Here is a 21,749-nt window from a genome sequence, read left to right as displayed (position 1 = left end):
GTAATTAATTACTTTCTTCTGGGAAATCGATGTCTCAAGCAACTGAATCCACCAAGCGGGCCTACCACAGCACCGAACAACGCCAATCCGCCACCATCGAAGCAGTCGTCCAGCTTTGTTCAGAACAGGATCCCGCCACCCTCACCACAGCCCGGATTGCCGATGAAGTGGGCTTGTCACAGGGCGCCCTGTTCAAGCACTTCCCGAACAAGAACCGGCTGTGGGAATCGGTGGCCGGCTGGGTCTCGCAGCAGCTGACCCGGCAGGTTTTCAGTGCCGCCGACGAGCAAGCGCAGGCGGACCAGGCACTGGAAGCCATGTTTCTGGCCCATGTCGGCTTTATCGCCCGCCACCCGGGCATCCCCCGCCTGATGCTGGGCGAGTTGCAAAAACCCGGAAACGGCCCCGCGAAAACCATCATCCGAAAGACCCTCGCCCGTTACCGCAAGAAGGTGGTCGGACTGCTGGATCTCGGCATACAACAGGGCCGCATTGCTTCCGGCATCGATACCGAAGCCGCAGCAGTGCTGTACCTCGGTGCCATTCAGGGGCTGGTGGTTCAGGCCATGGTCAGTGGCGAAATACACACCCTCGAGCAGGCGGCACCCCGAATCTTCAGACTTTACAGTGCCAGCTTCCAGGAGATCCCCGATGACCCGGAAAAATAAACTGACCCTGGCGCTTGCACTGATAGCAGGCCTTGCCTTTGTGGTGGTGATGGTCAAGCTCAAACAGCCGCCGGAACGGGCTGATGACCAGGTGGCTGCAACCCCTGCGCGGATTCTGGAGGTGACTCCTCAGGTATTTCTCACCGAAGCCCGGGGCTATGGCCAGGTGCTGCCGGCCCGAAGCTGGAATGCTGTGGCCAATGTTGGCGGGCGGGTTATCTGGAAGCACCCGGAGCTGGAAAGCGGCAACCTGATCGCCGCGGGTACGCGGTTGCTTGATATCGACCCCACCCGTTACGAACTGGCCGTGGCCTCCACCCAGGCGGATCTGGCAGGCATCGAATCCGAACTTCGACAGCTGGACCAGGAACAGCGCAATACCCGCGAGTTACTGAAGCTGGAGGAGCGCCGTCTGATGCTGGCCAGGCGGGAACTCGACCGGGCAAGAACCCTGGCCGAGCGGGGTGCCCTCTCTGAGACCCGTTACGACGAACAACAGCGGGCGACCCTGCAGCAGGAGCAGGCAGTCCAGAGCCTGAGAAACCAGCTGAACCTGATTCCGGCCGGGCGGGACACCCTGGAAGCCCGCCGGGCCCGAACGGAATCGGCCCTGGCCAGTGCCCGGGAAGACCTGAAAGACACCCGCTTTGAAGCACCCTGGGACCTGCGGGTCCATCAGTCCGATATCGACACCGGCCAGCACATCAGCCCCGGCCAGAGCCTGTTCATTGCCGACGACATAACCCGGGCCGAGGCCACAGTGCAGCTGGAAGTGGCTGAACTGCGACGGGTATTGTCACAACTGTCGGCAAACACCCCCCCGGAGCCCGGCGCCGGCACTGCCAACCGTTTCACGGACTTTCATGACCAATTATCCCTGGGAGATCTGCAAATCCGGGTAACCCCCACCAATGTGCCGGATGCCCACTGGCCCGGGAAACTTACCCGAATTACCAGCAGTCTCGATCCAGCGACCCGGACTGTTCAGGCGGTGATCTCGGTGGAAGAACCTTACCGCAACGCCCATCCGCCTGCCCGACCGCCGCTGGTGCGAGACATGTTCGTTCGGGCCACCATCAGTGCCCCCACCCCTCAGCCGGTTATCGTGATCCCGGCCAGCGCCGTTCATCAGGGCGTGGTCTACCTCGCCAATGAAGACAATCACCTGCAGCGCCGGGAGGTCACGGTGGGCTGGCAACAAGATGACCGGGCTGTGATCACCGAAGGCCTGGAACCGGGGGACCGGCTGGTTCTGGATGATCTGGTACCCGCCATCGACGGAACCCTGCTGGTACCGCAGGCGGTTGAGCCTGACCGGAAAATCGGCCAGCAACCGGTCTCGGGAGATCGACCATGATCCGCTGGTTCGCGGGCCATCCCACGGCGGGTAACCTGCTGCTGATTCTGCTTCTGGCGGCGGGGCTCTTTGCCGCCCCCAACCTTACCCGGGAAACCTTTCCGGACTACCTGCCGCCGGAAGTCAACATCACCCTGGAATATCGGGGCGCCACGGCAGCCGATGTGGAGGAAGCCATTTGCCAGCGTCTGGGTGAAGCCCTGCAGCGGGTGGACCATATGAAGGAGATGACCTGCACGGCCCGGGACAATCAGGCCCGGACCATTGCCAGCATGGAACCCGGCGGCGACATGGGAAGGTTTCTGGATGATATCCGCACCGAGATCGAAGCCCTGACCGATCTGCCGGAAGAAGCCGAAGACCCGATCATCCGGGAGCTTTACCGAACAGACCTGGTGGCGGCCATCGCCGTCACCGGCCCCATGAGCTTCGCCCACCTGGAAAGCTACACCAAGCAGTTGGAAGACCGCCTGTTTGCCATCGACGGTGTTGCCGATGTGATACCGGTGGGCCTGTCCCAGCGCCAGTGGCAGGTGGAGATATCCCGTGACCGCTTACGCCAGTACGGCCTGGGTGTCCGGGATATTGCCAGGGCCATCGCCGGCCAGAACGTCGACATGCCTCTGGGCACCCTGGAAACCGACAGCCAGGACATCCAGCTGCGTTTTGTCGATGAGCGGCGCTCGCTGCAAACACTGGCCGGCCTGCCGGTGCTGGGCGGTGAGGCCGGCGCCGTGGTCACCCTCGGCGAGATCGCCACCGTGTCTGAAACTTACGAACGGCAGGAAGAGCGCGCCGAATTCAATGGCCAGCGGGCGATCATTCTGGAAATCCACAAGAACCGGGGTGAAGATGCCCTGCGGGTGATGGACTCGCTGCAGGCGTTCATTTCTGAAGAGACCGCACGGCGGGATGGCACGGTCAACCTGGAGATCACCCAGGATATGACGTCCATCGTCAAGGACCGCCTGCAGATGCTGGTGGGCAATGGCATTACCGGCCTGCTGCTGGTGGGACTGGTGATGGCCCTGTTCTTCCGGTCCCGGCTGGCCTTCTGGGCACTGTTCGGCCTGCCGGCGGCCTTTGCCGGCGCCTTCGTGATGATGGCCCTGACCGGACTGTCCCTGAACATGATCACCCTGGTGGCCCTGCTCATGGCCATCGGAATTGTGATGGATGACTCGGTGGTGATCACCGAGAACATTGCCCGCCACGCCACTGAAGGTGCTGGGCCTCTGCAGGCCGCGACCCGGGGAACCGTGGAAATCCTGCCGGGCGTGCTGTCCTCGTTTCTGACCACCGTCTCGGTGTTTTTACCCCTGGCGTTTCTGGCCGGCGAACTGGGCTCGGTACTGGAAGTCTTGCCGGTAGTGCTCATTGCCGCCCTGGCCGCCTCGTTGATCGAAGCGTTCTGGATTCTGCCCCACCACCTGAAAAGTGGCTTGGGCAAGGGCCAGAACAAACCCGCTTCCCGGTTTCGCGCGCGGTTTGATCGGGGCTTTGAAGCCACCCGGGAAAAGGTGGGTCAACTGGCTGATACCGCCATCCGCTTTCGCTACGGAGTGCTGGCCGGCATGCTGGTTGTTCTGCTCGGCTCGGTCGGACTGATGGCGGGCGGCCATGTGCGCATGGAGGCCATGCCGGAAATCGACGGTGACGTCCTGGAAGCCCGGGTACTGATGCCCCAGGGCACCCCTCTGCACCAGACCCGGCAAATCACCAACCGCATTACCGAAGCCATGCTCCGGCTGAACGAGGAATACAGATCCGGACAACCGGATGGCCAGGCTCTGGTGCGCAATGTCCAGACCCGCTTCAACCAGCACGCCGGTGCCGGCGAGAAAGGCGCCCATGTGGCTACCGTGATGGCCGACCTGCTCACCGCGGAAAACCGCACCGTTGATCTGGCCACCCTGACCGACCGTTGGTACCGGGAAATCGGTGACATCCCCGGCCTGATCTCGTTGAACATACAGGAGCCGGGTTTCGGCCCGGCAGGCATTCCGATCGAGATCCGGTTGCAGGGCAGCGACCTCGACCAGCTCAAGGAAGCGGCCCGCTACCTGGGCAACGAAGTAGCCGACTACACCGGCACCTTCAACGTGCTGGACGACCTGCGCCCCGGCAAACCCCAGCGCACCCTCACACTCAGAGACAGTGCCCTTTCTCTGGGCCTGAACGCCAGTGATGTCGCCGGCCAGATCCGCACCGGGTTGCTGGGCGATATTGTCGACACCGTGCAGATCGGCGACCAGCACATCGAGATCCTGGTGCGCCAGAGCAGCGCCGAGCGTACCACCCGGGCGTTTCTGGAAGACACGGTCATCACCGGCAAGAACGGCCAGATGATTCCATTGCGGGAGGTGGCCGAGATCACCGACGAGCGCCAGTGGGCCCAGGTTACCCGCATTGACGGGCTGCGCACTGTCACGGTGTCGGCCGATGTCAACGGCCGGAAGACCAACGCCGATGCCATCGTTACCGACCTTCAGAATCGTGTGTTTCCGGAGCTTCGCGAACGATGGCCGGACATCACATTACAGGTGGAGGGCCAGACCGCCCGTTCCCGGGAAACCGGCCAGTCGATCGCCCGGGGCCTGCTGATCGGCCTGCTGGGCATCTTCCTGATCCTGTCGTTCCAGTTCCGAAGCTATCTGGAACCGATGATCGTGATGCTGTCTATTCCGGTGGCATTCATGGGGGCGGTCTGGGGCCACCTGCTCATGGGCTATAACCTGTCCATGCCCTCGCTGATCGGCGCCGCGTCCCTGGCCGGTATTGTGGTCAACAACGCCATCCTGCTGGTGCAGTTCATCAAAAGCTATCGGGAACAGGGCATGAGCACTGCCGACGCGGCCGGTGCCGCCAGCCGGAACCGGTTCCGGGCCATTTTGATCACCACCAGCACCACCGTTGCCGGCCTGCTGCCCTTGCTGGCCGAAACCAGTACCCAAGCCATGGCGGTGATTCCGCTGGTGATTTCCGTGGTCTTTGGCCTGCTGGTGTCCACCGTTCTGGTGCTGTTGGGGTTGCCGGCGCTTTACGTCATCCTGGAAGATCTGGGCTGGGCGCAAAAGGTAGACACCTGAAAAAGAGCAGCCGGGCCCGCTACCCGGCTGATGATGTTGCTCAGGAGACCACCAGGTCCATCCCCGGCCTGCCATACCAGTATCCGTTGCAGGGCGGTGCCTCCACCAGCTGCAGCGGGTCGGTGGCAGGCACTCCACCCCGCCGTACCTGATCAAAGCGTTTGACCACTTCCTCCATGCCCTGATGTTCCGGGCTGAGGCGCACCGTGTTCACGCCCAGGCGGTCCATTTTCGGCAGCTCCCGCATGAGGTCGTAGCGGGAACCCGAAAGGGTGGAAATGCCGTTCAGGCGGAACAGCTCCTGGGATTCCCGGGAACGTAACTCCATGCCGTCGGGATGCTGCAGACAGCGGAACTCACAGTTGTCCTTGGGCAGGTTGTAGTGGCGGGCGGTGAAACAGCGGGAGGACCAGGCCAGAGGCAGGAAGCCCCAGGCGAATACTTCGGCCGGCAGATCCAGACCTTCCTGCTTCAGGCCGGTGATCAGCTGTTCCAGAGTTTCCCGGCCCAGCTCCACCGGCAGGTTCCAGCCTTTCAGGCCCTGCTTTGCCAACACTTTGAGGGTGGCGACGTTGTAGATGTTCATGGAGGGGCCGGTGATAAACGGAATGTGGTGACGGCTGGCGACCTGCACCGCGCTCTGGTCGTTAGCCTCCACCAGGAACTCGTTCTGATCGCAGATCCGGCGCAGGCGGCGCAGGTCGGCTTCCGACTCGATCAGGGTCTGGGTGGAGATCACCACCTCCTTGCCACAGGCTTTCAGGTCCCGGGCCAGATCAAACCAGTCGTCCGGCTTCAGCTCGCGCCGCCGGGAGCAGACCGCCTCACCCAGGTAGATGGTGTCGACCGGCCATTCGGCGGCTTTGGCGTAAAAATCGAACACGGTCTGCTTGGACCAGAACCACAGGATGGGTCCGAGAGAAAGTTTCATCATGATTGGCAGAACCTTATTTCCACTTGCGGTGATAGGCGCCCAGGGTGGTCAGGCCGCCTTCGGAAAGCCCGGACAGGGTGTTGCGCCAGTCATTCTCCACGGTGAACATGCCCGGCGTCCTTTTCAGGTTGTCCAGGGCCTGGCGCCAGGTGCGGGCCACGTCGGCAATGTAGGCCGGGCTGCGCTGGCGGCCCTCGATTTTGACGGCGCTGATGCCCAGCTCCTGAAGCTCAGGCAGCAGGTCCAGCGTGTTCAGGCTGACCGGTTCCTCGATGGCATGATAAACGCTGCCTTCCACCTCGAACCGGCCCTTGCACAGGGTCGGGTAACCGGCCGATTCGCCCTGGCCATAACGGTCAATCAGCACATCATTGAGACGGGATTCCAGCCCCTGCGGCGTCTCTTGCCAGCGCACGGCCTTCGCCGGAGAGCAGGCGCCGCGGGTGTTGGGCGATTCGTCCGTGAGGTACGAGGACAGATAACAACGCCCCTCGGCCATGATGCACAGGCTTCCGAAGGCGAACACCTCCAGCTCCACCGGACTGTGTTTGGCCACACCCCGGACCTGATCGAGAGACAGGACCCGGGGCAGCACCGCCCGGCGGATATCGAAGTTGTCCTTGTAGAACGAAAGCGCCTCGTAGCTGGTGGCGGAGCCCTGTACCGACAGGTGGCGCGGGATATCCGGGTAGCGGCTGGCGGCGTAATCGAGCAGGCCCATGTCAGCGAGGATGATGGCATCCACACCCAGGCCCGCAGCGCGGTCAACAGCCGTTTTCCACTGCTCCCAGCCATCCGGCTGCGGGTAGGTATTGATGGCACAGAAGACCCGGCTGCCTTTGGAATGGGCGTAGTCAATGCCCTCGGCGGCGCGCTTGTCATTGAAATTCAGGCCCGCGAACTGGCGGGCGTTGGTGCTGTCGCGGAAGCCGAAGTAGACCGCATCGGCACCATTATCCACGGCGGTTTTCAAGGCCGGCAGACTGCCGGCCGGGCACACGAGTTCCATGGGTTTCTCCGCTGGAATTGGGTGCTTAGAGGGTAGCGGGTGGCGTGGCCGGGTGCCTTGACCTTTGTCAGCGGGGTGAAGTTGGGGTCAGATGAAGGCGTTCATCTGACCCCGTCCTGGAATCTGGCTCGGAGTCTGGCGCTAACTCGGGGTCAGAAGAAAGCTTTCTTCAGACCCCTGGGGCGGGGATTTGGCGCTAACTTGGGGTCAGAAGAAAGTTTTCTTCAGACCCCTGGGGGAGTTGGGGTTTGGGGCTGACTTGGGGTCAGAAGAAGGTTTTCTTCAGACCCCTGGGATGGGGATTTGGCGAGGGGGCCGGTGCCGGCACAGGGGTCTGATGAACACGTTCATCTGACCCCAACTTTGGCCCTGCCCCCCGCTCAGATAATCCGCGAAAACCGCTGGCTCGCCCCTTCCTTCCGGTACAGGTCAAAGATCTGGCAGATCGCCCGGATCAGCAGCCGACCCGCAGGCTGGACCTGCAGCACACGGCCTTCGTCGGCCACCAGTTCGTCCTTGATCATCGGGCGCAGGCGGTTGAGTTCATCAGCGAAATAACGGTCGAAATCCTCGCCCCAGGCGTCGGCAAACTGCTGGCGATCCAGGCGGAACTGGCAGATCAGCTGACCAATCACCCAGCGGCGGATGCGGTCATCCCGGCTCAGGCTCACACCCCGAACCGTGGCCAGCTGGCCGGCGTCGATGGCCGCTTCCCACGCCGGCAGGTCATGATTGTTCTGGAAATAGGCATCGTCGGTCTGGCCGATGGCAGATACACCCAGAGACACCAGGTCACAGTCCGAGTGGGTGGTGTACCCCTGGAAATTACGGTGCAGGCGCCCTTCCCGCTGGGCCACCGCGAGGCTGTCGTCCGGCTTGGCGAAATGATCCATGCCGATATACTCGTACCCCGCCTCCAGCAGCCGGTTGATGGTGTTGTGCAGGATGGTGAGCTTCTGCTGAGGACTGGGCAGGGTCTCGGCCTGGATGCGGGTCTGGGGATAGAACCGGTCCGGCAGGTGCGCATAACTGAACACCGAGAGGCGGTCCGGAGACATCTCGATGACCGCTTCCAGGGTCTCGGCGAAGCTTTCCGGAGTCTGGTAAGGTAGGCCGTAGATCAGATCCAGGTTGATGGACCGGAAACCAATCTTCCGCGCCTCGTTCAGCACCGCCTCGGTCATGTCCCGCGGCTGGATCCGGTTCACCGCCTTCTGAACCTCGGGGTTCACGTCCTGAACGCCCAGGCTGATGCGGTTGAAGCCCAGATCCCAAAGGGTCGGCAGGGTGTCCTGATCCACTTCCCTCGGATCAATTTCCACACTGTAGTCCCGGTCGTCACCGGTCTGCAGGTTGAACAGTTCTCCGTATCCCTCCATCAGGTGCTGCATCACATCCTTGGGCAGGAAGGTGGGCGTGCCACCGCCCCAGTGCAGCTGCTGCACCGGACGGTCGGCGCCGAACAATTTTGACTGGATGGCCGCTTCCTTGAGCACCCGCTCCACATAAGGCATGGCCTTGTCACGCTTCTTGGTGATCACCTTGTTGCACGCGCAGTAGTAGCAAAGGTGCGCACAGAACGGCAGGTGGGTATAGAGCGAGATCGGACCACCCGCGGCCTTGCTGCGACCGGCCGCCTTGACCATATCCTCGACCCGGTAGTTCGGGGTGAATTCCACCGCCGTCGGATAGGACGTGTAGCGGGGGCCGCTAAGGTCATAACGCCGGATCAGGGCGTCGTCCCAGATGAAGGCGGGGAGGTCGTTGTTGGTTGCGGTGGCGGTGTTGGGGGCCATAGGTCACTCGGGTTGGTCGGTGAAAACGGGAGTTGAAGTCCAAATTGGGGGTCAGATGAAGGTTTTCATCAGACCCCAGGTGCATGTCAGAGTTCGGGGGACTGCTCCGGGGTCAGAAGAAAGCCTTCTTCTGACCCCCTCTTTACGAACATTATCGCTGACTCCGGCCCGGCAGGGCTTGATGCGTGTCAGCTGATCATGAGTTTCAGTCTAGCATCCCCCGCACTGAACCACCCTTGCGCCCTTGGCGTATTCTGCCTACCTCTTTGGTGTAACCCGTAACCGACGGAGTTTGTTCTCATGGCCAACCTTATCCTCATTCTGGGCGATCAGCTCTCCCCCAACCTGAGCGCCCTGGATGGGGCCGATCGTAACGAGGATCTCATCGTCATGGCGGAAGTCCACGACGAGGCCAGTTACACCAACCACCACAAGAAAAAGCTGGTGCTGCTGTTCAGCGCCATGCGCCACTTCGCCGACCGCCTGAGGGACGACGGCTGGCAGGTGCACTACCAGCGCTATCACCCGGACAATTCACACCAGAGCCTGGAGGCGGTGGTGGCCGATCAGGTGCAACGAACAAGGGCAGAAAGGATCATCACCACCGAGTGCGGCGAGTGGCGGCTGCATGAACAGATCAGCCAGTGGCACGAGCGGCTCGGCGTGCCGGTGGAAATCCGCCCGGACACACGGTTTATTGCCAGTAAGGATGAGTTTACCGATTGGGCAAAAGACCGGAAACAGCTGCGAATGGAATTCTTCTACCGGGAGATGCGGCGCAAAACCGGCTTGCTGATGACACCCGAAGGAGAGCCTGAAGGCGGCCAGTGGAACTTTGATGCCGACAATCGCAAGAAGTGGACCGGCAAGCCGCCAGCGCCCGCGCCCTTCCGGGTAGAACCCGACGAAATCACCTCGGAGGTCATCAACCTGGTGAATGAACACTTCGCCGGGCATTTCGGCACAACCGACGACTTCCACTTCGCCGTTACTCCAGAGGATGCGGAGGCGGCCCTGGAGCATTTCATCGACTTCGCCCTGCCCTGTTTCGGAGACTACCAGGACGCCATCTCCGATACCGAGGACTGGCTGTTCCATTCCATCCTGTCGCCCTACCTCAACTGCGGCCTGCTGGATCCAATGGCAGTTTGTGAGGCGGCAGCACAGGCCTGGTACGCCGGGCGGGCACCGATCAATGCAGTGGAAGGCTTCATCCGGCAGATCCTTGGTTGGCGCGAATTTGTCCGGGGCATCTACTGGCTGAACATGCCGGGCTATGCGCAGGAAAACCGCCTGGGCAACAGCCGCGCCCTGCCCTGGTTCTACTGGACCGGCGAAACGAAAATGCGCTGCATGCACAAGGCCATCGATGCCACCCGTCGGAATGCCTACGCCCACCACATCCAGCGCCTGATGGTGACCGGCAATTTCGCCCTGCTGGCGGGCATCAGACCGGAGGAGATCTGTGACTGGTACCTGGCGGTCTACGCCGACGCCTATGACTGGGTGGAACTGCCCAATGTGCTGGGCATGGTGATGCACGCCGACGGTGGCTACCTGGGATCCAAACCCTACGCGGCCAGCGGCAAGTACATCCAGCGCATGTCCGACCACTGCAGCAACTGCCATTACAGGGTGAACAAAGCCACCGAAACCGATGCCTGCCCGTTCAACGCCCTGTACTGGCATTTCATCGACCGGCACCGGGAGGATTTCGCCAACAACCCGCGCATGGGCATGATGTACCGGAACTGGGACAAGCAGAACCCGGAAAAACGGCAGGCGCTGCTCCGGCGCGCCGAGCATGTGCTGGCGAACCTGGAGCAACTGTAGCCATCAGTGTGGCGCAATCCGCTTTTCGGTTTCAGGGTCGAAGAACACCACCTTCTTCATGTCGAACATCAGCTCGGCGATCTCGCCCCACTCCACCGGGTGCTCCGGATCTATCCGGCAATGCACATTGGTGTCGTTGAGCTGGATCAGCGCAATCACATCCGGGCCGGTGGGTTCCGTCACCTCGATGGTGAACTCGCCCTTGGCCACCAGGGTCTGGTCGTTCTTCTGATCCTGGGGCTGGGTAATGTGCTCCGGGCGGATCCCCAGGATGACCTCCCGGCCCACGCGGTCCGCCAGGAATTCCGGCACCGGCAGCTTGATGGCACGGCCATCGTTGCCCCGCACTTCCGCTTGCAGGCCGTTGTCACCCTGCTCGACCGTCACCGGCACAAAGCTCATGGCCGGTGATCCCATGAATCCGGCCACAAACAGGTTTTCCGGTCGGTCGTAGACCTCTTTCGGCGTGCCCAGTTGTTGCAGCTCGCCGTCCTTGAGCACGGCAATCCGGTCGGCCAGGGTCATGGCCTCGATCTGGTCGTGGGTCACGTACACGATGGTGGTCTTCAGCCGCTGGTGCAGCTTCTTGATCTCGGTCCGCATCTCTACCCGTAGCTTGGCGTCCAGATTGGAGAGCGGCTCGTCAAACAGATAGATGCGCGGCCGTCGGGCCAGGGCCCGCCCCATGGCCACCCGCTGCTGCTGACCGCCGGACAGGTTCGCCGGCTTCTTGTTCAGCAGCTGGGAGATCTGCAGCAGATCGGCCACCCGTTCCACTTCCTGGTCAATCTCGTGTTTCGGAAGACCACGGATTTTGAGGCCGAAGGCAATGTTCTCCCGCACCGACATGGTCGGATACAGCGCGTAGGACTGGAACACCATGGCGATGTCCCGGTCCTTCGGTTCCATTCCGGAGATGTCCTCGCCGTTGAGTACGATGGCCCCGTCGGTGATCGATTCCAGGCCCGCAATGGTATTCATCAGGGTGGACTTGCCGCACCCGGATGGGCCCACCAGGATCAGGAATTCACCGGACGCGATGTCGATGTCGATCCCCTTGAGGGTCTCCTCGGCAACCCCCGGATAGGTTTTACGGATGCTCCGCAGTTCCAGTTGAGACATTGTTGTTATCCTCTCAGGTCAACCTTTGACAGATCCGGCGGTCAGCCCCCGGATGAAGTATTTGCCAGCCACGATATAGACCACCAGCGTGGGCAGCGCGGCGATCATGGCCGCAGCCATATCCACGTTGTATTCCTTCACGCCGGTGCTGGTGTTCACCAGGTTGTTCAGCGCCACCGTGATGGGCTGGCTGTCACCACTGGCGAATACCACACCGAACAGGAAGTCGTTCCAGATCTGGGTGAACTGCCAGATCAGGGACACCATGAAGATGGGCGTGGACATGGGCAGCAGGATCCGGAAGAAAATGGTGAAGAAGCCGGCACCGTCCAGTCGGGCTGCCTTGATCAGGGCGTCCGGAATGGCCACGTAATAGTTCCGGAAGAACAGCGTGGTGAAGGCCACACCATAGATCACATGCACCAGTACCAGGCCGGTGGTGGTGTTGGCCAGGCCCAACTGGCCCAGGGTCGCCGCCATGGGCAGCAACACGACCTGGAAGGGTACAAAGCAGCCGAACAGCAGCATGCCGAAGAACAGGTCCGAGCCTCGGAATTTCCACTTGGACAGCACATAGCCGTTGAAGGCACCCAGCAGGGTCGAGATCAGCACGGCCGGCACGGTCATCTTGAATGAGTTCCAGAAATACCCGCTGATGCCATTGCACTCGACACCGGTACAGGCCTCGGACCAGGCCTTGGTCCAGCCGATGGTGGTCCAGTCCGTGGGCAGGGCCATCAGGTTGCCGGTGCGGATGTCCATGGGCGTCTTGAAGCTGGTCACCAGCATGATGAACAGCGGGATCAGGTAGACCAGCGCGGCCAGGAGCAAAACCCCATAGATGGCCACGCGGCTGGGGCGAAAGCCGGTACGAACCACATCAGTCATGGCGTTTCTCCCTCAGTTCCGAGTAAAGGTAGGGCACGATCAGGGCCAGGATGGCGCCCAGCATCAACATGGCGCTGGCCGAACCCAGTCCCATCTGACCGCGGGTGAAGGTATGGGCGTACATGAACACGGCGGGCAGATCGGTGGAGTAACCGGGGCCGCCGGCGGTCATCGCCATGACCAGGTCAAAGCTCTTGATGGCAATGTGGGCAAGCACCATCACGGCACTGAAGAACACCGGCCTCAGGGAGGGCAGGATGATCTTCCAGTAGATCAGCGGCAGGCTGGCGCCATCGACCCGGGCGGCACGGATGATCGAGGAATCCACACCGCGCAGGCCGGCCAGGAACAGGGCCATGACGAACCCGGAGGCCTGCCAGACTGCTGCCATCACGATGGTGTAGATGGCCATATCGGAACTGACCAGCCAGTCGAAACTGAACGTGGTCCAGCCCCAGTCGTGCATCAGCTTCTCCAGGCCCAGGCTGGGATTGAGGATCCACTTCCACACGGTACCGGTGACGATCATGGACAGCGCCATGGGATACAGGTAGATGGTACGGATGGCACCTTCCTGGCGAATCTTCTGGTCCAGGAAAATGGCCAGCACCACACCGATCAGCAGGCAGCTGAGGATGAACAGGCCGCCAAAGATGCCCAGGTTGACCGAGGCTGTCAGCCAGCGGTCATTGCTCATCAGCTTCGCGTATTGGTCGAACCCGACGAAGTCATAGACCGGCAGGAAGCTGGAACTGGTAAAGGACAGCACACCGGTCCAGAGCATGTAGCCGTAGATACCAATGCCGACCAGGACAAAGGTGGGAGCCACGACCAGCTTCGGTAACCAGCGCTGCAACCCGTCCAGCAGGCGCGAGGGCGCTCTGGCCACCCGGGCGGGGTGACGTTGAATGTGTTCCATGAGAGTTCTCCCGAGAGGATCGGGGGCCATCCGGCGGGATGGCCCCTACCGGATCAGAGTGCCGCCTGGATAGCAGCCGCCAGCTGGTCGGTGGCCCGGACCGGATCCTTGTCGTCGGAATTCACGAAATTGGTGACAACATCAAAGATCTGGCCCTGGACATAGCTGGTGGTGGCCAGTCCGTGGGCAAAGCTGGGTACCAGGCCGCCGTCATCGGCACTGCTCTTGAAGGTGTCCATGGAAGCCTGGGCACAGGCATCGAAGCCGCCCATATCCATGTCCGTGCGCACGGGAATAGAGCCTTTCGCCTTGTTGAACACGGTCTGGAACTCCGGCTCCATGATCGTCCGCGCCAGGTCCCTCTGTGCTTCCGAGTTCTCCTCATCACTCAGGCTGAACATGGCAAAGGAGTCCACGTTGAAGGTGAACTCGCCGGTGGTACCCGGTGCCGGCGCGCAGACGTAGTCCTCACCCGGTGTCAGGCCGGCGGCGGTGAATTCGCCCTTGGCCCAGTCCCCCATGATCTGCATGGCGGCTTCCCCCCGGATCACCATACCGGTGGCGGTGTTCCAGTCACGACCAGCCGCGTTGTCGTCCACGTAGCTCATCACCTTGGCGAACTCGGTGAACACTTCCTCCATCAGGGCACTGTTGATCACCTCCATATCGTGCTCGACGAAGGCTTTGGCGTAGTCCTCCGGTCCCATGACCGCAAGGGCCACGGCCTCGAATACAGTGGCGTCCTGCCAGGGCTGCCCACCATGGGCCAGAGGAATCACACCGGCTGCCTCCAGCTTTTCGGCGGCCCGGTAGAACTCGTCCAGACTCGTGGGAACCGACACGCCGGCGTCTTCCAGCACGTCCGGGTTGGCCCAGAGCCAGTTGACCCGGTGTACATTCACCGGCACGGCCACGTACTCGCCCTCATACTTCATAACATCGGCGATCACCGGCGGAATCAGCTGGTGCCAGTTGTTGGCCTCGGCCACATCGTCCAGGCTGGTCAGGAAACCCAGCTTGGCCCATTCGCGGATATCCAGACCCTTGATCTGGGCCGCCGCCGGCGGGTTGCCGGACACCGCCCGGGTCTTGAGCACAGTCATGGCCGCTTCACCGCCACCACCGGCCACGGCAAAGTCTTTCCAGCTGTGGCCCTGTTCTTCCATCATTTCCTTGAGGGCAGCCGCGGCCCGCGCTTCGCCGCCAGCGGTCCACCAGTGCAGCACTTCCACTTCACCGGCCTGAAGGGCCTGGGCCGGCAGCAAGGCTGCGGCCACGGTCGCAGCGGTAAGGGTTTTCTTGAACATGTTCATGGTCACTCCTTCTTGTTGTTCCGGTCAGGTTCAGAACCAGATTTCCATCTGGGTGCCGAAGGTCCACTGTCCGCTTTCGAAATCGCTATCGGTGCCGAGGGCATCGCCCGTCGAGTAGCCATCCAGTTCGTCATCCCAGGTGGAATAGCTGGCGAACAGGCGGATTTCCGGACGGTTCCAGAAGCCCCCTACCTGAGGTTTGAAGGTGGGGGCCACGGTGAAGCGACTGTAGTCGCCATCCACGGCACTGCGCCCCTCGTAGCCCAGTGTGGTCAGATCCATGGTTTGCCAGGACGCCTCGTACTGCATCTCGAAATTGGCGTTGAACTCCTGGGCCAGGCGGGCATTGAAGGTCAGCCACTGGTATTCGTCGCCCTTGATGTAACGGTCCTCGCTGGTTTCCGCCAGGATGGCCGGAGCGAAACGCCAATTCTCACTCAGGTAGGTGGTGCCATAGACGGCGACGCGGGTACTGACAGCGTCCTCGTGCAGGTTGCCATCGGCGCCGATGTTCTTGGTCTCGGCACCCAGGCCACTGCCATAGATCACCGCGGCCTTGAAGGTACCATCGGACAGACCGAAGAAACTGTCACCGTGGTAGGCCAGCATGGTATGCACCCCGGTCTCGGCGGCCTCGGTCATTCCAGCAACGACCCGACGATCATTGTCCTGGGCCTTCATGCCGTTGATCAGCCACTCGACGTTACCGAAGTAGTTGTTGGCGGTGAGGATCAGGTTATCGGTGCTGGAGGTCTCCTCAGCCACCTGGGGATCCGAGGGGAAGTCCAGGAAACTGCGCCCGTAGAGGGAAAAGTTGGATTTCACGTTGTCGCTGAACCGGACGTCGTAGATCCCGGCACCGAGGCCCCCGAGGAAAACGATATCGCTGTCGAGCCAGTGGATGTCGAAGTCCAGGTCCCGGTCAAAGCGTTTTCCTGCCCAGATTGAGGCGCCCTCGAAAATCCCGCTGAAACTGGCCAGATTGCTGAACTCGACGTAGGCCTGGCGAACGTTGAGCGCACCGTCATCGGCGGTCCAGTCGTTTGACGAAGTGGTGGAATCGGCAATCATCAGCCGGTAATGGGATCGGGTACCGTTCTCGGCCACCTGCTTGTAGTTCAGGATCGCTTCCAGGTAGGTGTCCGGCTCGTTGCCCAGGCGCCCGACAGCACCGCCCACAGACCCGGCCGGGGTCAGGTAGGGGCCACCGGGTGCGCTTTGCAGGTCGCCATTAAGCAGCAGGCCGGAACGGGCATAGGTATTGAACGAAAAGCCCTCGTCTCCGGTAGCCTGCGGTTCGACCTCCGCCAGTTTTTCTTCCAGGGCAGCCAGTCGCTCCTCCACACTTTGCTGCTGGGCCAGTGCCGACCCTGATGCCAGTGTCAAAGAGAGGATCCCGACTGCAACGGAAAGCGAGGGACCGGTGAACCGCCCTTTCGCAGGGACATTCATAGCGTGAAACATGTTGACTCCTTGTTTTTGTTGTATTCACAACTCCGGAGTCTATGGCAGGAAACCGAGACGATGAGTATCAAACTGAAAGACCGATGTAACACCTTTGTTACATTGGCCGCTCAGTGCCGGGGCAACGTAAGTACGACGTGGAGCCCACCCTCCGACCGGTTGGTGATGGCAAGTTCTCCACCATGATTCTGGGCAATATTGCGGGCAATGCCCAGGCCGAGCCCATGCCCCTGGCGTTGGCTCGTCTGCAGGCGGTAATAGGGTTCGAAAATGCGTGACAACTCCTCCTCCGGCACCCCGGGCCCCTCGTCTTCCACGTGGACCACCAGCCGGCCCGATTCGTCCTCGATACGGACCCGGGCAACCTGACCGTACTTGACCGCGTTATCCACCAGATTGCCCAGGCATCGCTTCAGCGCCAGTGGTTTGCCACGATAGCGCCGGCAGTGTCCCTGTACGGTGACACGGCACGACTCTCCCGACTGATAAGCCTCGGCCATACCGCGCAACATGCGCTCCACGTCCACCGGTTCGGCGTTCTCGTGGATATCCGTGTCTTTCATGGACTGAAGCGCATTCTTGACGAGCAACTCCAGTTCCTGCAGATCCGCCTCCAACCGCTGTCGCATGGGCTCGTCCTCAACGAGGTCGACCCGCAGCCGCAGTCGGGTAATTGGGGTTTTCAGATCATGGGAAATGGCGCGAAACAACTGTTCCCGGTCACTGATGTAGCTCTGCAGCCGTCGACGCATGGTATTGAAGCTGCGGGTGACGGCGACAATCTCGGCACTGCCCTGCTCCTTCAGTGGCGGTGTAGCGTCATCCAGCGGCAGATCTCTGGCTGCCCTCGCCAGTTTGCGAAGGGGGCGCGTCTGTTGCCGGATCAGCCACGCCAGCACGGGGAACAGAATGCCGATCATGACTACCACGAACAGGATCTGCTGGCCGGGTATTCCCTCCTCTTCCAGGGAGACAAACGGTGCCGGCAGGGCGGCGGCGAGGTACAGCCACTCATCCTGATCCACCTCGATCTGGGTCACCATCACCGGCGGATTGAGCGGTTCCAGAGTCAAGGCGTAATGGGCCCAGGAGCGCGGCAAGGCGTCGAGGGGCAGTTCAGTATTCAGGATCCGCAGATTGTCGGGATGCACGAAGTCCACATGCAGGTTGATGCGGTTACCCAGGCGCTGGCGCAGAACCGAACGCACTTCCTCCATGACCAGCTGCTTGCGGGCGGTGTCGGGCAACGGAGTCATGTCGATGCGCTTGCTGTTCAGGGAGACAAAAAATCGGGTTCCCCCCATGTCCCGCAACTGGTCCAGCACGATGTGACGGTATTCCTGAGGCAGCGAGTTGAAAAACTGCACGGTGGCCGACGCGGACTGGGCCAGGTTGCGCGTGGTGGCGACCAGGCCTTCCTCCTGTTGGGCCCGATAGGTGGCAACCCAGGCCGCGCTGGAAATGACCTGGGCACCGGCCATGGCCAGCAGCGTCAGCAGCAACACCCGTCCAAGCAGGGATGAGGGCACCCAGCGCCAGAGCAGTGAGCTCTCTTTGGCGGAACTATTCAGGGCCATGACTTACCGTGGCAGCGAGCAGGTATCCCGCTCCCCGTACTGTCTTGATCAGTCTGGGGTTACGCCCCTGATCCCCGAGCCGTTGCCGGAGCCGGCTGACCGCGACATCCACCACCCGGTCCAGAGGCATGGACTCTCGCCCACGCGTGACATCGGAAATAGTATCCCGGTCCAGGACCTGATTGGGATGGTTCAGGAACAGCTGCAGCAGCGCGAAATCGGCACCGGACAACGCCGTCGACTGACCGCTCTCGTCGATCAGCTCATGGGCCAGGGTATCCAGGCGCCAACGGTCAAACAGGATGAAACGAGGATTCTCGGCCCTGGCAAACCGCGCCCGCCGCAGCAGCGCCTTGACCCGGGCCTGCAGTTCCCGGGCACTGAATGGTTTTGCCAGGTAGTCATCGGCGCCGATCTCCAGGCCCACCACACGGTCGGTCTCGTCGGAACTGGCTGTCAGCATGATGATCGGCACCTGGGAATGCTCCCGGATCTGCCGGCACAGGGTGAAGCCGTCATCCCCCGGGAGCATGACGTCCAGAACGATAAGGTCGGCGGGTCGCTCCCCCAGTAGTTCTCGCATTTCGTCGCCATCGCCGGCCGTCCTTATCTCATAGCCGACCCGCGACAGATGTTCCTGCAGTAACTCCCGGATGGCAGCATCGTCATCGACGACCAGGATAGACGCTTTGGTGTCTGTCATGACCTCGGATCTTGTTGTTTTTCATGGTTACAAGGATATGCCCAAACGTTGTTCGGCAAAAGCCCGCTGCGCCTGCTAGTCTGAGGGCACGATAGTCAACAGGGACGAGACGACCATCATGATTGCCAGGCAGTTGCTGTGGCTCATGCCGATCTTGGCATCTTCCGTGACTGTGGCAGACCCACGGACCCTCGAACTCTATACCTACGAAGCTCCCCCTTACCAGTCCCGGATCCAGCTGCTGGATCAAAAGGTCTCTGTGGCTGGTGAGACTGTGGAAACCGTCACCTGTGCTGCCCGGGAGGCCGGATGGTCGCCGCAGATCCGCCTGGCGCCGCAGAACAGGGCCCTGTATGAGCTACGCCGGGACATGATCGACGGCTACTTCGCCCTTGATGCCTCCACCGAACTGGATAGCGCCGGTATGCGAAGCGATCCGGTGGCACTGGAAGAATGGTACTTTTTCAGCACCGAGGCGCAAACGGAGCCCTCGAAGGCCCGCATTGGCGTGGTCAATGGCAGCAACGAGCTGGCCTGGATGGAAGCCAGCGGCTATGCAGATTTCCTCACCGTTGCCACGCCCGAACAGCTGCTCGCGCTGTTGCAGCGAAACCGGATCGACGCCGCGTTGATGGATCGGCGCCTGATGTCGGAGCTGGCGGGGCCAATGGGCGAAAACCTCGAAACCATGCACATGCAGTTCGTACGCTATGCGCCGCTCTATCTGTACCTGAACCGCCAGTTTGACAGCCGCCACCCGGAGTTCATGGCGGCTTTCAATCGGGCCCTCTCCGGCTGCATGGAAGATCACATCACACTGTCCTCGACCGAACGCCGTCAGGCCGAACACCTGGCAACGCCGCTGTTGCAGGAACTGGCGCAGCAGGTCGATCTCCGCCAGGCCCTGGCCGACGGTCCGTCCATCGAGGGCACCGAAGACATCCGGAACATCGATCGGAACTGGCAGGCGCAGGCCCCCGAACGAGCCATCCCCCTGGCCCAACGGATACTTGAACTGCCAGCCTCACAGGCACTCCGGGAATGGAAGTCGGTACACCCGGGCCTGGTAACCGAAATTCTCGTGATCAACCGTTCCGGTACCATCGCTGCCATGAGCCGCCTCTCATCGGATTTCTGGCAGGGGGACGAAGCCAAGTTCAACCGGGCGATGTCGGGTCCCGAATCGGTCCGCGAGCTTTACGTCTCACCGATTCGCTTTGATGCATCCACCTCCCGGTTCCAGATCATGGTGAGTTCCGCAATCATTCCGGCCGGAGGCGGCGAGCCCCTCGGTGTCGTGGTGCTCGGACTGGATGTGGAAAAAGCGCTCAAGGCCCACCCGCTGACCTCGGCCCCTACGGCGGCCCCACCTCGCAAGCCAGGACCAGCGCCCAGAATTCAGAAAAATCATTGACCACAACATCCGGTTTGTCCGGGTGTTTGTGGGTACCCGGGAAGATCTTGTTCAGCCACGGCTGGTCCCACTGGGCGCCGTTGAAAAACACCGAAGTCATGCCCGCGCGCTTGGCGGCGATGACATCGGTGGTGCTGTCACCAACGTACCAGACACTCGGATCCGGCGGGTAATCGAGCTTCTGTACCGCCAGCAGCAACTGGTCCGGGTGAGGTTTGCGCAACGGCGTATCGTCCCCACACACATCCACATCGAACAGATGGGACCATCCGGTGCCCTCCACTGCATCCAGCTCATGCTCGAAAAACTCCCGGTCCCGGTTGGTAATCACCCCTACCTGGATGTTCATTTTTCTCAACCCCTCAAGGACATCACGTACCCGGGGCTCGAACGCTTTCACGGTGCCGTAATGGTTGCGATAGTGATGATTGAAGGCCTTGTGGGCAACCTGTTTGGCTTCCTGGTCCTCACCGAACAGCACCTCGAAGATATCCGTCCGCGAGATCTTCCGGTCTGCCTTCACCTTGGGGTGCAACCTGGCAAACTCCCGCACGTAGGACACCAGCCGGGCATCCTCGAGGGTTTTGCTGTCCTCCGGCGCCACCATCCGGTCCATGAGTTCAAGCTTGTGGAAATCCGGCAGCATGTCGTCCACCGCGTGGTACATGGCGTCGAGGGTATCCACCAGGGTGGCGTGCCAGTCGAACAGGATCACCGCCGGCCGAATCAGCCGGACCACGGCCGGATGCCAGTCCGGCTCGATGCGCGGCTCCGGACGCTCGGGGGGCGGGAACGGTCTTGGCCGGACCTCGGCCGGCGCCTGGGCGAACGCGTCGGGCTCCTGGCGCTCCAGCAACGCCAGCAGGTTAAGCAGATCCTCGAAGCTATCCAGAATGGCCGCCGGGGCATCCCGTTTGGTGAACCAACTGTCAATCCGGCTCTGCTCCCAGCAGGCTCCGTTGTAAAACACGCCGGACACTCCGGCATTGTGGGCGGTCAGCATGTCCACATAGCTGTCTCCCACGTACCAGGCCCGGTCATCCGCCGGCAGGTCCAGCTTTTCCAGTGCCTTGAGGATTACCTGGGGATCCGGCTTGTACTCGGTGACATCGTCCGCGCACACCGTGGCATCGAACAGGTGTTGCCAGCGTCCCTCGTCCACCGTCTTCAGCTCCTTGTCCAGAAACTCCCGGTTGCGGTTGGTGGACACCGCCAGGCGAATGCCCATGGCTTTCAGGGCCGAGAGATATTCGTAGGCGCCGGGCTGGAACGGCCTGACCTGACCGAAGTACTTCCGATAGGCGGCATTGTAGGCCTTGTGGGCAATCAGCTTGGCTTCTTTATCGTCGCCGAAGATGGCGTTGAAGATGTCGGTTCTCGAGACCCGCCGCTCGGCCAGGATCCGTGGATGCAGCCGCCGGAAGATCCGGATGTAGCGCACCAGCCGGGCGTCGTCCGCCGTCCGGCACTGGTCCTCCGGCAACAGTCGCTCCACCAGCTCCAGTTCCTCCAGCTGCGGCAACATCTCCTCCATGGCGCTGAACATGGCATCGTGGGTGTCCACGAGGGTGCCATGCCAATCGAAAATCAGCACCGAAGGAGCCGGTATCGCCTCATTGAATCTCGCCATCTCGGGTCTCCGCTCAGGCAATATTTTTCCCCT

At 61.6% G+C, this 21,749-nt stretch carries 16 protein-coding genes; 5 read left to right on the top strand and 11 right to left on the bottom strand.

From position 1 onward, the window contains the following. The first annotated feature begins 29 nt into the window (after positions 1 to 29). From MD273_RS02625 to MD273_RS02615, 3 genes are read left to right on the top strand one after another with little or no spacing between them, the layout of a single operon-like run. Entirely contained in the window at positions 30 to 668 is a 639-nt protein-coding gene (locus MD273_RS02625) for a TetR/AcrR family transcriptional regulator (RefSeq protein WP_239036209.1), read from the top strand. Continuing rightward, entirely contained in the window at positions 652 to 2,025 is a 1,374-nt protein-coding gene (locus tag MD273_RS02620; protein WP_239036208.1) for an efflux RND transporter periplasmic adaptor subunit, read from the top strand. The genes MD273_RS02625 and MD273_RS02620 overlap by 17 nt, the downstream gene beginning before the upstream one ends. Next, positions 2,022 to 5,114: an efflux RND transporter permease subunit gene (locus MD273_RS02615; protein WP_239036207.1), complete on the top strand. Its 3,093-nt coding sequence runs from the start codon at positions 2,022 to 2,024 to the stop codon at positions 5,112 to 5,114. The genes MD273_RS02620 and MD273_RS02615 overlap by 4 nt, the downstream gene beginning before the upstream one ends. Before the next feature lie 40 nt (positions 5,115 to 5,154). Here the strand turns inward: MD273_RS02615 and MD273_RS02610 are convergent, their stop codons facing one another. From MD273_RS02610 to hemN, 3 genes are all read right to left on the bottom strand, one after another. Then, a complete protein-coding gene (locus MD273_RS02610; protein WP_239036206.1) occupies positions 5,155 to 6,048 on the bottom strand; it encodes a U32 family peptidase in 894 nt (297 codons plus the stop codon). A gap of 13 nt (positions 6,049 to 6,061) precedes the next feature. Beyond that, complete coding sequence (ubiU, locus tag MD273_RS02605; protein ID WP_239036205.1) at positions 6,062 to 7,057, bottom strand: ubiquinone anaerobic biosynthesis protein UbiU; 996 nt, start codon at positions 7,055 to 7,057, stop codon at positions 6,062 to 6,064. Between the two features lie 380 nt (positions 7,058 to 7,437). After that, positions 7,438 to 8,853: an oxygen-independent coproporphyrinogen III oxidase gene (gene hemN / locus MD273_RS02600; RefSeq protein WP_239036204.1), complete on the bottom strand. Its 1,416-nt coding sequence runs from the start codon at positions 8,851 to 8,853 to the stop codon at positions 7,438 to 7,440. Positions 8,854 to 9,153: 300 nt separating this feature from the next. On the opposite strand from hemN, the gene MD273_RS02595 reads away from it, so the two are divergent. Further along, entirely contained in the window at positions 9,154 to 10,686 is a 1,533-nt protein-coding gene (locus MD273_RS02595) for a cryptochrome/photolyase family protein (RefSeq protein ID WP_239036203.1), read from the top strand. Between the two features lie 3 nt (positions 10,687 to 10,689). Here MD273_RS02595 and MD273_RS02590 read toward each other — a convergent pair whose 3' ends face one another. From MD273_RS02590 to MD273_RS02560, 7 genes are all read right to left on the bottom strand, one after another. Next, positions 10,690 to 11,808 carry an ABC transporter ATP-binding protein gene (locus MD273_RS02590; protein ID WP_239036202.1) on the bottom strand — a complete coding sequence of 373 codons (1,119 nt, stop codon included), beginning with the start codon at positions 11,806 to 11,808 and terminating at the stop codon, positions 10,690 to 10,692. 18 nt (positions 11,809 to 11,826) lie between these two features. After that, positions 11,827 to 12,696: a carbohydrate ABC transporter permease gene (locus MD273_RS02585; protein ID WP_239036201.1), complete on the bottom strand. Its 870-nt coding sequence runs from the start codon at positions 12,694 to 12,696 to the stop codon at positions 11,827 to 11,829. After that, the gene (locus MD273_RS02580) at positions 12,689 to 13,615 is read right to left on the bottom strand and encodes a carbohydrate ABC transporter permease (protein ID WP_239036200.1); all 927 of its coding nucleotides are present in this window, start codon (positions 13,613 to 13,615) and stop codon (positions 12,689 to 12,691) included. Before MD273_RS02580 ends, MD273_RS02585 begins: the two co-directional genes overlap by 8 nt. 53 nt (positions 13,616 to 13,668) lie before the next feature. Beyond that, positions 13,669 to 14,928 (bottom strand): ABC transporter substrate-binding protein, encoded by a 1,260-nt coding sequence (locus MD273_RS02575; RefSeq protein ID WP_239036199.1) that lies wholly within the window; start codon positions 14,926 to 14,928, stop codon positions 13,669 to 13,671. A gap of 30 nt (positions 14,929 to 14,958) precedes the next feature. After that, the gene (locus MD273_RS02570; RefSeq protein ID WP_239036198.1) at positions 14,959 to 16,392 is read right to left on the bottom strand and encodes a carbohydrate porin; all 1,434 of its coding nucleotides are present in this window, start codon (positions 16,390 to 16,392) and stop codon (positions 14,959 to 14,961) included. Between the two features lie 110 nt (positions 16,393 to 16,502). Continuing rightward, positions 16,503 to 17,969 carry an ATP-binding protein gene (locus MD273_RS02565; protein WP_251068092.1) on the bottom strand — a complete coding sequence of 489 codons (1,467 nt, stop codon included), beginning with the start codon at positions 17,967 to 17,969 and terminating at the stop codon, positions 16,503 to 16,505. Continuing rightward, a complete protein-coding gene (locus MD273_RS02560) occupies positions 17,956 to 18,672 on the bottom strand; it encodes a response regulator (protein ID WP_239036197.1) in 717 nt (238 codons plus the stop codon). The genes MD273_RS02565 and MD273_RS02560 overlap by 14 nt, the downstream gene beginning before the upstream one ends. A gap of 118 nt (positions 18,673 to 18,790) precedes the next feature. Between MD273_RS02560 and MD273_RS02555 the strand changes: the two genes are divergently transcribed. Further along, positions 18,791 to 20,086: a transporter substrate-binding domain-containing protein gene (locus MD273_RS02555; protein WP_239036196.1), complete on the top strand. Its 1,296-nt coding sequence runs from the start codon at positions 18,791 to 18,793 to the stop codon at positions 20,084 to 20,086. Here the strand turns inward: MD273_RS02555 and MD273_RS02550 are convergent. Next, complete coding sequence (locus MD273_RS02550; RefSeq protein ID WP_239036195.1) at positions 20,028 to 21,716, bottom strand: HAD family hydrolase; 1,689 nt, start codon at positions 21,714 to 21,716, stop codon at positions 20,028 to 20,030. The genes MD273_RS02555 and MD273_RS02550 overlap by 59 nt on opposite strands. Positions 21,717 to 21,749 lie beyond the last annotated feature (33 nt).

The sequence above is a fragment of the Marinobacter sp. C7 genome (assembly GCF_022343555.1).
Taxonomy (GTDB): domain Bacteria; phylum Pseudomonadota; class Gammaproteobacteria; order Pseudomonadales; family Oleiphilaceae; genus Marinobacter.
Note: the sequence above shows the minus strand (reverse complement) of the source record. Positions and strands in the feature narration are given on the sequence as shown.